The sequence below is a fragment of the Hydrogenophaga sp. genome, assembly GCF_022844385.1.
Taxonomy (GTDB): domain Bacteria; phylum Pseudomonadota; class Gammaproteobacteria; order Burkholderiales; family Burkholderiaceae_C; genus Hydrogenophaga.
In genome coordinates this window covers 1-14,590 of the sequence record NZ_JALHLX010000040.1, presented here as the reverse complement: position 1 = coordinate 14,590, position 14,590 = coordinate 1, and the positions used below count along the sequence as shown (strand labels likewise).

Here is a 14,590-nt window from a genome sequence, read left to right as displayed (position 1 = left end):
GGCTACATCAACGAGATGCCGGGTGTGGTCGAGAGCGCGGTGATCGGTGTGCCGCATCCCGACTTTGGTGAGGTGGGTGTGGCTTTGTTGATTGCCAAGCCGGGTGCGCAGGTGGACGCTGCTCAGGTGCTCGCTTCGCTGAAGTCGCGGCTGGCGAACTTCAAGATTCCCAAGCGGTGTTTTGTGGTGAATGAGTTGCCGCGGAACACGATGGGCAAGGTTCAGAAGAATTTGCTGCGGGATCAGCACAAGTCGTTGTTTGCATGAGCTTTTTTGCGTTGGCTTGCTCCGGTCGGCGGCAGCCGGGCTGACCGGCTCCGCGGCTGTCCCCCGCCCGGGGCTGCGCCCCGTGCTCCTCCTTTATGCCGCTGCGCCGGACAGCCCGACTGCCGCCGACCTCGTTGGCGCGCGATGGGTGTGTTGACAGTGGCGCGCAAGGGTGCACGCCACGTCCGCAAGCATTCGAAGAAGCGCAGGCGATCAACCTCAAGTTAACGAGAAACAGCGCCGGAAGAAGTGGCCTCCCGCTCCAATCGCTTCAGAACCCGTCGACTCAACCACAGCCCCACCACCCCGAACACCACCACTCCCAGCCCATACCCCGCCAACACACCACGCGCACCAAACCACTGCGCGCCGATCCAGATGAAGGGCGCCACGCCCAGCGTGGCGCGGCCCCAGTTGAGCGCCGTGGAATAGAAGGCAAAGCCCAGGTTGTTGAACGCCGCGTTGGCCACGAACAGCGCGCCGTTGAAGAAAAAACTGCCCGCCACGAATACGCAGAAGAACACGATGAGTTCGCGCGCTTCGCCCTGCGCACCGAACGCGGTGGCGATGAAGCCGCTGCCCAGCGCCATCAGCAACCACACCACCAGCACATAAACCAGTGTGACCTTCAGGCTGTCGCGCACCGTGCTGCGCAGGCGATCAAAGCGGCGGGCGCCCAGGTTCTGGCCAAGGATCGGGCCGACCGAGCCCGATAACGCAAACAAGGCCACAAAGGCCACCGGGATCAAGCGCACGATCACCGCCCAGCCCGCCACTGCGTTGTCACCAAAGGGCGCGATGGCCGCGGTGACGAAGGCATTGCCCACCGGCGTGGCCACCTGGGTGAGCACGGCCGGCACGCCGATGGCCAGAAAGGGCTTGAGGGTGTTTCGGAGCACATCTCCATCGGGCCAAGCAAACAGCCGGTGCACGCGCAGCAGGGCGTGCAGGCCGATGAACACCATGGAGCAGCGCGCAACCACCGTGGCCACCGCAGCACCGTCCAGCCCCCAGCCCAACACCAGGATGAGCAGTGGGTCGAGCACCGCCGACACCGCACCCGCACCCAGGGTCACGTACATGGCCCGGCGGGCATCACCGAGCGAGCGCAGCAGCGCCGCCAGGCACATGCCCAGCCCCAGTGGAATGGCCGAGGGCAACACCCAGCGCGTGAAGCCCAGGGCGAGGTCGGCGGTTTCGCCGGTGGCTCCGAGCACGGCGAGCAGCTGGGCCAACCACGGGTAGACCAGGGCCACCGCGACCCCCATGAACAAGGCCATGAGCACCAGCGATGCGCCAGCGATCACCTTCGCCTGGTCGCGCTCGCCGCGCCCCAGGGCGCGCGAGGCCAGCGCGGTGGCCGCGATCGACAGGCCGATGGCCAATGATGTGAGGAAAAACAGCAGCGTGCCCGCGTAGCCCACGGCAGCGGCCAGCTGCTTCTCGCCCAGCTGCGAGATGTAGAACAGGTTGAGCACGTCCACGAAAAAAACCGCCGCCAGCCCGATGGAGCCGGTGGCGGTCATGTTGATGACGTGTCTGAGCGTGGAGCCGGTGACGAACTTTGGCGTCGTGTGCGGTGAAGGCGGCATGGGGGTGGGCGTGAATGCGCGCCCACTCTACACCGGGCCCCTCAGCCCTGTGAGATCGAGGTCAAGTCAGCGCAGGACGAGCACAGGCGTGTGTGAGTGCGTCAGGACTTGCTGGGTCTCGCTGCCCAGCAAGAGGCGCTTCAAGCCACGGCGGCCATGTGAAGCCATCACGATCAGGTCGCATTTGTTGCGCTTGGCCGTGGCGATGATGGCCTCGGCGATCAGGTCCGACTTCACGGTGACAGGCTTGACCTTGACTTCGCGCAACTGCCCGGCCGACTTCACCGCGTTCACGGCGGTCATGGCTTCCTCGTTCCACTGGGCTTCGATGCGGGAAATTTCTGCCGCTGCCAGCGCCACGCCGCCTTCAAAGTACGTCTGCGGATAACGCGGCACCACCTTCAGGGCAACCACTTCGGCACCGGTGAGGTCGGCCAGGTTGATGGCGTGTTCCACCGCCATCTTGGAGAGTTTCGAGCCGTCGGTGGCCACCAGGATGCGCTTGTACATGGCTTGCTCCTTCAAGTTTGTTGTTCGAGTCCGCAGAGTAGCGCAGGTGGCCCACTTGTGGTTGACTTGGATCAAGCCCATGAAACAAGACCCCGATTACGCTTCAGGCATGAACCAGGCCGCGTCCGTGCTCCCGGTACGGCCTGTGCTTGCCGAACCCACCCCTGCAACCCCCGCGACCGACTGGCTGGGCGACCACCGCGGCCAGCTCACCGTCACCGACAATTTCGCCGTGCTCGACGATCCGGTGGAGCAGGAGACCTTCACCCAGCGCATTGAACTGGCAGACGGGGATGTCGCTGAATCGGTGTTGATGGTGCAGGGGATGTATTGCGCCGCCTGTGCCGACACGGTGGAATCAGCCCTGCAAGGGCTGCCGGGCGTGCAGCAGGCACGGGTGCACGCGGCCACGCGACGGCTCACGCTGCGCTGGGACCCTGCTGCCACCCGCATGTCCAGCTTGGCACAGGTGGTAGGCGAACGCGGTTACCGCCTGCTGCCCATGCATCAGGCCCTGAGCATCAGCGAGCGCTTGCGTGAAACCCGGCAAGGCCTGTGGCGCCTGTTCGTGGCGGGCTTCTGCATGATGCAGGTGATGATGTACGCGTGGCCTGCGTATGTGACCGAGCCGGGCGAGATCCCGGCCGACATCGACCAGTTGCTGCGCTGGGCCAGCTGGGTGCTCAGCCTGCCGGTGGTGTTTTTCGCCAGCGGACCGTTTTTCGAGAGTGCCTGGCGCGACCTCAAGCACGGCCGTGTGGGCATGGACACGCCGGTCTCCATCGGCATCCTGGTCACCTTTCTCGTGAGTTCGGCCGCCACCTTCGACCCCACCGGGCCCTGGGGTTACGAGGTCTGGTTCGACTCGCTGACCATGTTTGTGTTTTTCCTGCTCGGCGGGCGTTACCTTGAGTTCAAGGCGCGCGACCGCACGGCCGGTGCGCTCGACAGCCTGATGAATCGCTTGCCAGCAGTGTGCGAGCGCGAGACCGCGAAAGGCTTTGAGACGGTGTCCATCCGCCGCCTGGTGGTCGGCGACGTGGTACAGCTCCAGGCCGGCCAGGCCTTTCCGGCCGACGGCGAGCTGCTCAGCGAACTGGCCACGGTGGACGAAGCCTTGCTCACTGGCGAATCGCGTCCGGTCACGCGTGAACAGGGGCAGGGCGTGGTGGCCGGCAGTTTCAACCTGGGTGGCCCGGTGCGCGTGCGCGTGACCCAGGTCGGGCGCGACACGCGCTTTGCCCAGATCGTCAAGCTGATGGAGCAGGCCTCCACCGAGAAACCGCGCCTGGCCATCCTGGCCGACCGGATCGCCGCGCCGTTCCTCGTGCTGGTGCTGCTGGCCGCAGCAGTGGCTGGCGTTTACTGGTGGCAGATCGACCACACCCGCGCGCTGGCCGTGGCGGTGGCGGTGCTCATCGTCACCTGCCCGTGTGCGCTTTCGCTGGCCACGCCGGCGGCCATGCTGACTTCGGCCGGGGCGCTGGCGCGCCGCGGCGTGCTCGTGCGCCGGCTGCAGGCGTTCGAGACGCTGGCCAACATCAACGCCGTGGTGTTCGACAAAACCGGCACGCTCACCCACGACCGGCTGGTGCTGCGTGAAGTGAGCACGCGAGCCGGTGTCGGTCGCGAGCAGGCGTTGACCCTGGCAGGGGCCATGGCAGCGGGCTCGCTGCACCCGGTGTCCCGTGCGCTGGCGCAGCATTCCACTGGGCTGACTCTGGTGGACGTGACCGAGGTGGCGGGGCAGGGCATGCAGGCCTGTTTGCCGGACGGCAGCGGCGTGCGGCTGGGTTCGGCCGAGTTCTGCGGGGCACCCGTGGCCACCGCAGGGGAAGACGCGCCACGCGCCCACCTCAGCGACGACGAGGGCTGGATGGCCAGCTTCACGCTGGAAGAAGGCCTGCGGGAAGACGCTCGCGAAGCGGTGCAGGCCCTGCGCGCGCTGGGCGTTCGCAGCTGGCTGCTCTCGGGTGACCGCGCCGCCGCCGCCGAGGCCGTGGGCCAGGCGGTGGGGGTGGACCACGTGATTGCCGGCGCCACGCCCGAGCAAAAGCTGGTGGAGGTGACCCGGCTGCAGGCGCAGGGCCTCACCATCGCCATGGTGGGCGACGGCCTCAACGACGGACCGGTGCTCGCGCGCGCCGACACCTCATTTGCGCTCGGCCAGGCCGCGCCGCTGGCGCAGGCCCAGTCGGACTACGTGATCCAGGGCGGGCAGGTGATGGACGTGGTGCACACGCTCATCCAGGCGCGCGCCACGCTGCGCATCGTGCGGCAGAACCTCATCTGGGCCGGCGCCTACAACGTGGTGGCCGTGCCGTTGGCCCTCGTGGGCTGGATGCCACCCTGGCTGGCCGGCCTGGGCATGGCCGGCAGCTCGCTGCTGGTGATCGGCAATGCCCTTCGCCTGGCCGGGAAAGCCCCGCATTCCTCATCGACCAACCCGGTTCCTGCGCCCGCATCGGCGTAGCATGGCCCGAAACATTGCAACTTTGACGAGAACCACCATCCATGGACGTCCTGTACCTCCTGATCCCCCTGTCCGTGCTGCTTGTGTTCGGGATCATCGGCCTGTTCTGGTGGGCCTTGCAGTCGGGGCAGTTCGACAACATCGAGCGCGAAGGCGAACGAATTCTCAAAAGCGATTGAGCCCGCTTGACTTAGGTCAAGGCGGTGAGCTTGGCCAGTGAAGACACTTCCATCAGTGACATTTGTGAGGAGTTCTGTATGTCCGTGACAAACAAGGCCAGCCAGTCGGCGGTCTATAACGACAAAGTGGTGCGGCAGTTCACCATCATGACGGTGGTGTGGGGGGTGGTGGGGATGCTGGTGGGTGTGATCATTGCCGCCCAGCTCACCTGGCCCGAGCTCAATCTGGGCATTGAATGGTTGTCTTACGGCCGCTTGCGGCCGCTGCACACCAACGCGGTGATCTTTGCTTTCGGTGGTTGCGGCCTGTTCGCCGCGAGCTATTACGTGGTGCAACGCACCTGCCAGACGCGGATCTTCTCCGACGGTCTGGCTGCCTTCACCTTCTGGGGTTGGCAACTGGTGATCGTGCTGGCGGCCATCACGCTGCCGCTGGGCCTGACCTCGGGCAAGGAGTATGCCGAGCTGGAATGGCCTATCGACATCCTGATCGCGGTGGTCTGGGTGGCCTACGCCGTGGTGTTTTTCGGCACCATCGGCAAGCGCAAGGTGCGCCACATCTACGTGGCCAACTGGTTCTTCGGCGCCTTCATCCTGGCCGTGGCCATGCTGCACATCGTCAACAGCGCAGCGCTGCCGGTGGACGGCTTCAAGTCCTACTCGGCATACGCCGGCGTGCAGGACGCCATGGTGCAGTGGTGGTACGGCCACAACGCAGTGGGCTTCTTCCTCACCGCCGGCTTCCTCGGGATGATGTATTACTTCATTCCCAAGCAGGCCGAACGCCCCGTGTACTCGTATCGCCTGTCGATCGTGCACTTCTGGGCGCTGATCTTCACCTACATGTGGGCCGGCCCACATCACCTGCACTACACCGCGCTGCCCGACTGGACCCAATCGGTGGGCATGGTGTTCTCGCTCATCCTGCTGGCGCCCAGCTGGGGCGGCATGATCAACGGCATCATGACGCTCTCGGGCGCCTGGCACAAACTTCGCGATGACCCGATCCTGCGTTTCCTGATCGTCTCGCTCTCGTTCTACGGCATGTCGACCTTCGAAGGTCCGATGATGTCGATCAAGACGGTCAACGCCCTGAGCCACTACACCGACTGGACTGTGGGCCACGTGCACTCCGGCGCCCTGGGCTGGGTGGGTCTGGTGACCATGGGATCGATGTACTACCTGATTCCCCGCCTGTACGGCCAGAAGAAGATGTACTCGGTGCCCGCCATCGAAATCCACTTCTGGGTCGCCACCATCGGCATCGTTCTCTACATCGCGGCCATGTGGATCGCCGGTGTGATGCAGGGCCTGATGTGGCGCTCGATCAACCCGGACGGCAGTCTGACCTACACCTTCGTGGAGTCGGTCAAGGCCACCTATCCCTTCTATGTGATCCGGCTGGTCGGCGGCACGCTCTACTTCGGCGGGATGGTGCTGATGGCGTGGAACACATTCATGACGGTCAGGAACGGACAGGTGCCCGAAGTGCGCATTCCAGCCGTCAGCCCCGCCCACGCCTGAGGACAACAACATGGCCAACCAAGACAAGCCCCAGGGTTTCACGCACGAGCGGATCGAGACCAACAACTTCCTGATGATCGTGCTCATCGTGCTGGTGATCGCGGTCGGTGGACTGGTGGAGATCGTTCCACTGTTCTTCCAGAAGTCCACCACCCAGCCGGTGGAGGGCCTCAAGCCCTACAGCGCGCTGCAGATCCTTGGCCGCGACATTTACGTTCGCGAAGGTTGCTACAACTGCCACTCGCAGATGATCCGGCCGCTGCAGGCCGAGACGCTGCGCTACGGCCACTACTCGTTGGCGGGGGAGTTTGTGTACGACCGGCCCTTCCAGTGGGGCAGCAAGCGCACCGGACCCGACCTGCACCGCGTGGGCGGACGCTACAGCGACGAATGGCACCGCATCCATCTGATCAACCCGCGCGACCTGGTGCCCGAGTCGAACATGCCGGCTTACCCTTGGCTGGAGAAGAAGACCGTGAACGAGGCCAGCGTGCCGCGCCGCATGGAGGTGTTGCGCACGCTGGGCGCGCCCTACACCGACGAAGAGATCGCATCCGCCCCTGCCGACGTGAAGGGCAAGACCGAACTCGACGCGTTGGTGGCCTACCTGCAGGTGCTCGGCACCGCGATCAAGTAAGCACACGGAGGACACCATGGACATCAACGACCTGCGCAGCATCGTCACCCTGATCAGTTTCCTGACCTTCCTGGGCATCGTGGCCTGGGCCTGGTCCAAGCGGAACAAGGACCGTTTTGAAGAAGCAGCGCAGCTGCCTTTTCAGGACGAATGAACCCCGCGAACCCGTCAGAACAAGAGAACCATCATGAGTGATTTCACCAGCGAATTCTGGTCCTGGTATGTGGCCGGGCTGACCCTGGTCAGCATCCTGGCCTGCGCGGTCCTTCTCTGGATCAGCGGCACCACCAAGGTCAAGGCCCGGGCCGACAACACCACCGGCCACGTGTGGGACGAAGACCTGCAGGAGATGAACAACCCACTGCCGCGCTGGTGGGTCTACCTCTTCATCATCACGGTGATCTTCGCACTGGTCTACGGCGTGCTCTACCCCACCTTTGGCAAGTACCAAGGCGTGCTGGGCTGGTCCTCGCAAGGCCAGCACCAGGCCGAGGTGGACAAGATGCAGCAGGACATTGCGCCCATTTACGCGCGCTTCAACGGCCTCTCCCCTGAGCAGTTGGCGGGCGATGCCCCCGCAATGGCGGTGGGTGAGCGCTTGTACATGAACAACTGTGCGCAGTGCCACGGGTCGGACGCACGCGGTGCCCGCAGCTTCCCCAACCTCACCGACGGAGACTGGCTCTGGGGCGGCGACCCTGCTGCTATCAAGACCACGCTCACGCAGGGTCGCAATGGCGTGATGCCCGCACTCGGCGCCGCAGTGGGCACACCGGAAGACGTGCGCAACGTGGCGCACTACGTCATGAGCCTGTCGGCCACGCCGCACGATTCCATCCGCGCATCGCAAGGCCGTGCCAAATTCGCTGTGTGCGCCGCATGCCATGGCGCAGACGGCAAAGGCAACACTGCGCTGGGCGCGCCCAACCTCACCGACGGCATCTGGCTGCACGGCTGGGGCGAAGAGGCCATCACCCGCGCCATCAACAACGGCATCAACAACCAGATGCCGGCGCAGGCGGGCAAGCTCAATGCCGACCAGATCCATGTGCTGACCGCGTATGTGTGGGGCATGTCGAACAAGCCGGCAGCCGCCGCCAACTGAACCTGATTGAAGCCACTCTTGTCCACCGCCAAACCTGCCGCCACTGTCATTCCCATCGTGCCCGCCGATGATGGGGAGATGGTGTCGTTGTACGCCGCCGGCCAGAAGATCCAGCCACGCTCGGTGTCGGGGGTGTTTTCCAATTGGCGTTGGGTGACGGTGTGGATCACGCAGATCGTGTTCTACGGCCTGCCGTGGCTTGAATGGAATGCGCGCCAGGCCGTGTTGTTCGACCTGGAAATCCGGCGTTTCTACATCTTCGGTCTGGTGCTGTACCCGCAGGACTTCATCTACCTCACCGGCCTGCTGGTCATCTCTGCGCTGTCGCTGTTCCTGTTCACCGCAGTGGCTGGGCGGCTGTGGTGCGGCTTTGCCTGCCCGCAAACGGTCTACACCGAGATCTTCCTGTGGATCGAGAAGAAGGTCGAAGGCGACCGCTCGGCCCGCCTGCGGCTGGATGCCTCCGGCATGACCGCGGCCAAGTTCGGCAAGCGCGGCCTCAAGCACGCGATCTGGATAACGTTTGCACTGTGGACCGGCTTCACCTTCGTCGGCTACTTCACACCCATCCGCGAGCTCGCCGCCTTGTCGCTGGCCGCCTCGCTCGGGCCCTGGCAGACCTTCTGGATTTTCTTCTACGGATTCGCCACCTACGGCAATGCCGGGTTCATGCGCGAGCAGGTGTGCAAGTACATGTGTCCGTACGCGCGCTTCCAGAGCGCGATGTTCGACAAGGACACGATGATCGTGACCTACGACGAGAAGCGTGGTGAGCCGCGCGGAGCACGATCCAAAAAGGCCGATCCGGTGGCGCTGGGGCTGGGCTCCTGCATCGATTGCACCCTGTGCGTTCAGGTGTGTCCCACGGGCATCGACATCCGCAAGGGTCTGCAATACGAGTGCATTGGTTGCGCGGCCTGCGTTGACGTGTGCGACGACGTGATGGATAAGGTGGGCTATCCGCGTGGTCTCATCAAGTTTTCGACCCAGCACGGCATGGAGAAGGGCTGGAACACCCGGCAGATGCTCAGGCGCGCCCTGCGCCCGCGCGTGCTCGTGTATTCGGCCATTCTGTTGTCCATCATCACGGCGGTGGGCGTGAGCCTGTACCTGCGCACCCCGTTGCGCGTGGACGTGATGCGCGACCGTGGCTCGCTGGCGCGCATGGTCGAGCAGGGCCGCATTGAAAACGTGTACCGCCTGCAGATCATGAACGCCACTGAAGAGACGCAACGCTACGCCATCACCGTGTCCGGTTTGCCCGGCATCACGCTGGAGCCGGCCACCGAGGTCGAGGTGCTGCCCACCGAAGTGCGCTCTGCTGCGGTACGGGTGCAGATCCCGCCCGGCGCCGCGAGCACGGGCTCGCACCCGATCCAGTTCGAGATCCGTTCCACCGGCGACGAAGTGGCACGGGTGACCGAGAAGGCCGCCTTCCTCGTGCCACGATAAGCCCACTGTTTTTCAGGAGACTTCCATGAGCCCAACCAACACAACACCCACCCCCGCAGCCGCCTGGTGGCGAACACCCCAGGCGTGGTTGGTGTTCGGTCTGCCGGTGCTGGGTGTGGTTGCCAGCCTCACAGCAGCCTTCTACGCCGTCAATGGCGCCGACAAAGTGCTCAACAAGGCCGACTACCAGCGCGACTACCAGGCCGCGCAGTCCCTGCAGGGTCAGGCGCGCATCGACGCTCTGGCCAAGCTGCAGCCCGCCCACCAGGCGCGCAACAACGCCGCCTCACCCGTGATCCCGGCCGAGTGAACGGCAGCACCACCCGGGAGACCAGCACATGTGGGGAAAACGCCTGATGGTGATTGCATGGCCCGCTTTTCTGGTGGCGGCCGTGCTCGAGATGGTCGTGTTTGCGCTGGTGGATCCTGGCGATCTGCACTGGTTCGGCGCTCCGCTGGCGCTGTCGCGCGAGGCGGTCTATACCTTGGCGTTTTTTGTGTTCTGGGGGCTGACGATGGCGTCCAGCGCGCTCACCACGCTGCTGACGCTGCCGCCTTCCGAACTCTGAAAGATCCGCCGCAGCGGGGTCAAGCGCACGTTTGAGGGTTGACGATCTGGCGCAGCGCATCCACGTTCTTGATGTGCACGTGGCGCTGCTTCACATCGATGATGCCGTCTTCGGCGAACTTGGAGAACGTGCGGCTCACCGTTTCCAGCTTCATGCCCAGGTAGCTGCCGATCTCTTCGCGTGTCATGCGCAGCACGAATTCGGACTGCGAGAAACCGCGCGCATGCAGGCGTTGCACCAGGTTCAGCAGGAAGGCGGCCAGCCGCTCTTCGGCCCGCATGCTGCCCAGCAGCAGCATCACGCTGTGGTCGCGCACGATCTCGCGGCTCAGGATCTTGTGAACGTGGTGCTGCAGCGTGGTGAATTCACGCGAAAGCTCCTCCACCTGATCGAACGGCATGATGCAGACCTCGGCATCTTCCAGTGCCACGGCGTCGCACGAGTGGTGATCGCTCACGATGCCGTCCATGCCGATGATCTCGCCCGTCATCTGGAAGCCGGTCACCTGGTCCCGACCGTCGGCCGTGGTCACGCAGGTCTTGAAAAAGCCTGAGCGAACGGCGTACAGCGAGGTGAACTGGTCTCCCACATTGAACAGCGCCTGACCGCGCTTGATTCGCTTGCGGGTGGAAATCACGCGGTCCAGCTTGTCCATCTCTTCGGGGTTCAGTCCCATGGGAAGGCAGAGTTCGCGAAGGTTGCAGCTGGAGCAGGCAACTTTGATCGAGTGGGCATCCATACAAAGTCCGGGAAGGTGTGACAGGTGACAGCATACCCCGGAGGGGTGTCGGACCGGCCACGCGGCCATACCGGACCTGGCTGTTGATGAAGATCAAGGGTCGCAAAACGGTCCTGCGGCACAGTGGCGCCATTGATTGGGAGACAACCCGTGAGCCATACCATTTCCGATGACCTGCTGCGCCGTTTCGACGTCCCCGGGCCGCGCTACACCTCGTACCCTACCGCCGATCGCTTCGTGGAAGCTTTCACCGAGCAGGACTACATCCAGGCACTGGAGCAACGCAAGGTGGGCTCCATGGCGCTGCCGCTCTCGCTGTACGTGCACATTCCGTTTTGCGAGTCGGTCTGCTACTACTGCGCCTGCAACAAGGTCATCACCAAGCACCACGAGCGGGCCGCCGAGTACCTGCGCTACCTGGCGCTGGAGGTGGAACTGCAGGTGGCGCATGTGGGCTCCGGGCAGAACGTGTCGCAACTGCACTTGGGCGGCGGCACCCCCACCTTCTTGTCGGACGCCGAGCTCGAAGACCTGATGAGCATGCTGCGATCGCATTTCACGTTGGTGCCCGGCGGGGAATACTCGATCGAGGTAGACCCGCGCACCGTGACCGAAGAGCGCCTGCGCACGCTGGCGCGCCTGGGGTTCAACCGCCTGAGCTTTGGTGTGCAGGACTTCGACCCCACGGTGCAGAAAGCCGTGCACCGTATCCAGCCCGCCGAGCAGGTCTTTGCGCTGGTGGCTGCCGCGCGGCGCATCGGCTTCGAGTCGATCAACGTGGATCTCATCTACGGGCTTCCCATGCAGACACCCGAGTCGTTCGCGCGCACGCTCGCCCAGGTGAACGAATTGCGGCCCGACCGCATCGCTCTCTACGCCTACGCCCACCTGCCGTCGCGCTTCAAGCCGCAGCGGCGCATCATCTCTGCCGAGCTGCCCAGCGGTGGCGCCAAGCTGTCCATGCTGTCGGCCTCGCTCGACGCCCTGCAGGACGCCGGCTACGTGTATGTGGGCATGGACCATTTCGCCTTGCCCACTGACGCGCTGGCCGTTGCCAAGCGCCAGGGCAGGCTGCACCGCAATTTCCAGGGTTACAGCACCCAGCCAGACTGTGACCTCATCGCGCTCGGCGTGTCGTCCATCGGCCGCATCGGTGCCACCTACAGCCAGAACGCCAAGACACTGGAGGAATACCGCGACATGCTCGACCAGGGCCGCCTGCCCATCGTGCGTGGCCTGGCGCTCACGCGCGACGATCTGCTGCGCCGCGCGGTGATCATGTCCTTGATGTGCCAGGGTGAGTTGCAGTTCGAATCCATCGAGCTCGGGCACCTCATTGACTTCCGGCAGTACTTTTCGCGCGAACTGGAAGTGCTCGAAGGCTTGGCCGAGCACGGACTGGTGCGCCTGGACCCCACAGGCGTACAGGTCACCGACACTGGCTGGTACCTGGTGCGGGCAATAGCCATGGTGTTTGACAAGAATCTCCAGCTTGACCTCGATCGGGCGCGCTTTTCGAAGATCATCTGATCCATGCAGACTTCGATGGCTATCACGGCCCTGTTCATGGGCGTGGTGGGTGGACCCCACTGCGTGGCCATGTGCGGCGCCGCGTGCGCCGGCATCAGCCGCGCCGCGGGTGCGCGCAGCACCCAGGCCTTGTGGACGTTCCAGTTCAGCCGCATGGTGGGTTACGCGTTGTTTGGCGCCTTCGCCGCGGGCTCGGTGCAGGGGCTGGCATGGCTGGGGACCAACACCACGGTGATCCGTCCGGTGTGGACTTCGTTTCACGTGGCGGCCTTGTTGCTGGGCATGGTGTTGATCTGGCGCGCGCGCCAGCCGGCCTGGATCGAGACGCTGGGCCAGAACATCTGGCGCAAGGCCCGCCCGGTGCTGACCTCCATGGGGCAGCGTGCGCCGGTGGTGCTGGGCGTGGCCTGGGCACTCATGCCCTGTGGTTTGCTGTATTCGGCCTTGCTGGTGGCGTCGCTTTCGGCGAATGCCCTGGAGGGCGCGGCCATCATGGCGCTTTTCTCCATCGGCACCTCGATCTCCTTGACTGTGGCGCCGTGGTTGTTGCTTCGCCTGAACGGCGCGCGCTCGGGCGCCTGGGGTATCCGGCTGGCCGGCCTGGCATTGGCCGCCACGTCCGGCTGGGCCTTGTGGATGGGCATCACACAGCCGACCGGCCTTTGGTGCCTTTGAATCAGGCTTGAGCGGGGCGGCGCTGGGGCAGGGTGGCCAGCACGAGCCCGAGCAGCGCGATGCCAAATGCCACCACCTGAAGCGGCGTGAGCGTCTCACCCATGAACAACACCCCTATGGCCGCCGCGCTCACCGGCAGCATCACCGTGAAAACGCCTGCCTGTGAGGCCGGAATGGTCTTCAGACCAGTCATCCACAGCCACACCGTCCACACACTGGCTGCCAGCGCATAAAACACCAGCAGCGTCCAGATCGGCAGGCTCACCGTGCCGAAATCGAACGACCACGCGGCCCATAGCCCGAACGGCGTGACCAGCGCAAAGCCCCACAGGTTGATGATGGCCGAGATGCGTTTGGGCCCCAGGCCCTCGGTGAGGCGCTTGCCGATCACGACGTAAGAGGCCTCGCACACCACCGCCGCGAACACCAGCAGGTTCCCCAAGAGCGCCCGACTGATGCCGAATGGGCCGCTGCTGTCCACCGCCGCGCCGCTGTCGACCTTCTGCAGCGAAAACAGGCCGATGCCCAACGCCGCGCAGGCGATGCCCGCCGCACTCCGCCAGCCGATGCGCTCGCGCAGGAACATCCAGCTCAGCACCGCCACCACCGCTGGAATGGACGACATCACAACACCGGCCGCCACGGCCGTGGTCATGCTCACGCCAAACAACATGCAGATGGAGAACAGGAAGTTGCCCAGGAAAGATTCGAGAAACAGCAGCCAGCGCGTGTGCGGCGTGATCGGTGGTTCGCTCGGTGGCTTCTTCAACCAGCGCAGCATGGCCAGCCCGCCAATGCCGAAGCGAAGCCAGGCCAGCAGGAAGATGGGGAACACAAGCACCAGTGGCTTGGACAAAGCCACATAACTGCCCACGAGCGACATGCTCAAGGCGAGACAGGCATATGCCCACCAGCGGTTCAGGGGAGGGATGGGGTTCACAAGGTCGGCTGATTTCAGAAGTGGGCCGGATCATGCCCGATGCCCCGGGCTTGCCACTTTTCAGGATGAGGCTTGATGATTTCTTATTGTGAAATAGAACAATGCTGCGCTGCAGAAAAATTTCTCAATACAAGAAAGATAATTCCATATTGAGAAAAGCGTAAAAAATCTTGTTGAAAAACAAGGAAAAAGTTTTTCTCTTATATAAGACATAAGAGCTTTCAAAACTCTTCTATAAGACTTAAAGTCAAGGCACTGGCTGCGGCACTGCATGCAACTGCACCACGCCGAAGCCAACCCTGTTCCATCAACCTCACGGAGTATCCCCATGCCTCAATCCCTGACCGAGCAACTGAGCCGCCAGCAGCAAATCGACGCGCTGGAAAAAGACTGGGCCA

Annotated in this window: 16 protein-coding genes; 12 read left to right on the top strand and 4 right to left on the bottom strand. The window is 64.0% G+C overall.

Translation table 11 applies throughout. The annotated features are described in order from the left end of the window. Nucleotides 1–267, top strand: a 267-nt coding sequence (locus Q0C59_RS09415) for an AMP-binding enzyme (protein ID WP_407066551.1), incomplete at its 5' end; no start/stop codon positions are given. Between the two features lie 224 nt (nucleotides 268–491). Here the strand turns inward: Q0C59_RS09415 and Q0C59_RS09410 are convergent. Both Q0C59_RS09410 and Q0C59_RS09405 read right to left on the bottom strand, forming a co-directional pair. Beyond that, the gene (locus Q0C59_RS09410; RefSeq protein WP_291214427.1) at nucleotides 492–1,859 is read right to left on the bottom strand and encodes an MATE family efflux transporter; all 1,368 of its coding nucleotides are present in this window, start codon (nucleotides 1,857–1,859) and stop codon (nucleotides 492–494) included. Nucleotides 1,860–1,925: 66 nt separating this feature from the next. Further along, the gene (locus Q0C59_RS09405; protein ID WP_291214425.1) at nucleotides 1,926–2,369 is read right to left on the bottom strand and encodes a universal stress protein; all 444 of its coding nucleotides are present in this window, start codon (nucleotides 2,367–2,369) and stop codon (nucleotides 1,926–1,928) included. A 79-nt stretch (nucleotides 2,370–2,448) separates the two neighbouring features. Here Q0C59_RS09405 and Q0C59_RS09400 point away from each other — a divergent pair, with 79 nt between their 5' ends. The 9 genes from Q0C59_RS09400 (at nucleotide 2,449) to Q0C59_RS09360 (ending at nucleotide 10,308) form a co-directional block, all read left to right on the top strand. After that, nucleotides 2,449–4,842, top strand: coding sequence for a cation-translocating P-type ATPase (locus Q0C59_RS09400; RefSeq protein ID WP_291214422.1), 2,394 nt, complete (start codon nucleotides 2,449–2,451; stop codon nucleotides 4,840–4,842). 41 nt (nucleotides 4,843–4,883) lie between these two features. Next, nucleotides 4,884–5,021 (top strand): cbb3-type cytochrome oxidase assembly protein CcoS, encoded by a 138-nt coding sequence (ccoS, locus tag Q0C59_RS09395; RefSeq protein WP_291214420.1) that lies wholly within the window; start codon nucleotides 4,884–4,886, stop codon nucleotides 5,019–5,021. A 78-nt stretch (nucleotides 5,022–5,099) separates the two neighbouring features. Continuing rightward, nucleotides 5,100–6,545 carry a cytochrome-c oxidase, cbb3-type subunit I gene (ccoN, locus tag Q0C59_RS09390; protein ID WP_291214418.1) on the top strand — a complete coding sequence of 482 codons (1,446 nt, stop codon included), beginning with the start codon at nucleotides 5,100–5,102 and terminating at the stop codon, nucleotides 6,543–6,545. 10 nt (nucleotides 6,546–6,555) lie between these two features. After that, nucleotides 6,556–7,182 (top strand): cytochrome-c oxidase, cbb3-type subunit II, encoded by a 627-nt coding sequence (gene ccoO / locus Q0C59_RS09385; RefSeq protein ID WP_291214416.1) that lies wholly within the window; start codon nucleotides 6,556–6,558, stop codon nucleotides 7,180–7,182. A 16-nt stretch (nucleotides 7,183–7,198) separates the two neighbouring features. After that, on the top strand, nucleotides 7,199–7,336 hold the full coding sequence (locus tag Q0C59_RS09380; RefSeq protein WP_291214414.1) for a cbb3-type cytochrome c oxidase subunit 3: 138 nt from the start codon (nucleotides 7,199–7,201) through the stop codon (nucleotides 7,334–7,336). Between the two features lie 33 nt (nucleotides 7,337–7,369). Next, complete coding sequence (gene ccoP / locus Q0C59_RS09375; protein WP_291214411.1) at nucleotides 7,370–8,287, top strand: cytochrome-c oxidase, cbb3-type subunit III; 918 nt, start codon at nucleotides 7,370–7,372, stop codon at nucleotides 8,285–8,287. A gap of 78 nt (nucleotides 8,288–8,365) precedes the next feature. Then, nucleotides 8,366–9,739 carry a cytochrome c oxidase accessory protein CcoG gene (ccoG, locus tag Q0C59_RS09370; protein ID WP_291214446.1) on the top strand — a complete coding sequence of 458 codons (1,374 nt, stop codon included), beginning with the start codon at nucleotides 8,366–8,368 and terminating at the stop codon, nucleotides 9,737–9,739. 25 nt (nucleotides 9,740–9,764) lie between these two features. Continuing rightward, entirely contained in the window at nucleotides 9,765–10,049 is a 285-nt protein-coding gene (locus tag Q0C59_RS09365; protein ID WP_291214409.1) for a hypothetical protein, read from the top strand. 28 nt (nucleotides 10,050–10,077) lie between these two features. Then, nucleotides 10,078–10,308, top strand: coding sequence for a hypothetical protein (locus Q0C59_RS09360; RefSeq protein ID WP_291214407.1), 231 nt, complete (start codon nucleotides 10,078–10,080; stop codon nucleotides 10,306–10,308). Nucleotides 10,309–10,327: 19 nt separating this feature from the next. Here the strand turns inward: Q0C59_RS09360 and fnr are convergent, their stop codons facing one another. Beyond that, on the bottom strand, nucleotides 10,328–11,047 hold the full coding sequence (gene fnr / locus Q0C59_RS09355) for a fumarate/nitrate reduction transcriptional regulator Fnr (protein WP_291214405.1): 720 nt from the start codon (nucleotides 11,045–11,047) through the stop codon (nucleotides 10,328–10,330). Nucleotides 11,048–11,197: 150 nt separating this feature from the next. Between fnr and hemN the strand changes: the two genes are divergently transcribed. Beyond that, nucleotides 11,198–12,577 carry an oxygen-independent coproporphyrinogen III oxidase gene (gene hemN / locus Q0C59_RS09350; RefSeq protein ID WP_291214403.1) on the top strand — a complete coding sequence of 460 codons (1,380 nt, stop codon included), beginning with the start codon at nucleotides 11,198–11,200 and terminating at the stop codon, nucleotides 12,575–12,577. A 15-nt stretch (nucleotides 12,578–12,592) separates the two neighbouring features. Continuing rightward, nucleotides 12,593–13,252 carry a sulfite exporter TauE/SafE family protein gene (locus Q0C59_RS09345; protein WP_322315257.1) on the top strand — a complete coding sequence of 220 codons (660 nt, stop codon included), beginning with the start codon at nucleotides 12,593–12,595 and terminating at the stop codon, nucleotides 13,250–13,252. 1 nt (nucleotide 13,253) lies between these two features. On the opposite strand, the gene Q0C59_RS09340 is transcribed toward Q0C59_RS09345, so the two are convergent. After that, on the bottom strand, nucleotides 13,254–14,192 hold the full coding sequence (locus Q0C59_RS09340) for a DMT family transporter (protein WP_370654293.1): 939 nt from the start codon (nucleotides 14,190–14,192) through the stop codon (nucleotides 13,254–13,256). Nucleotides 14,193–14,590 lie beyond the last annotated feature (398 nt).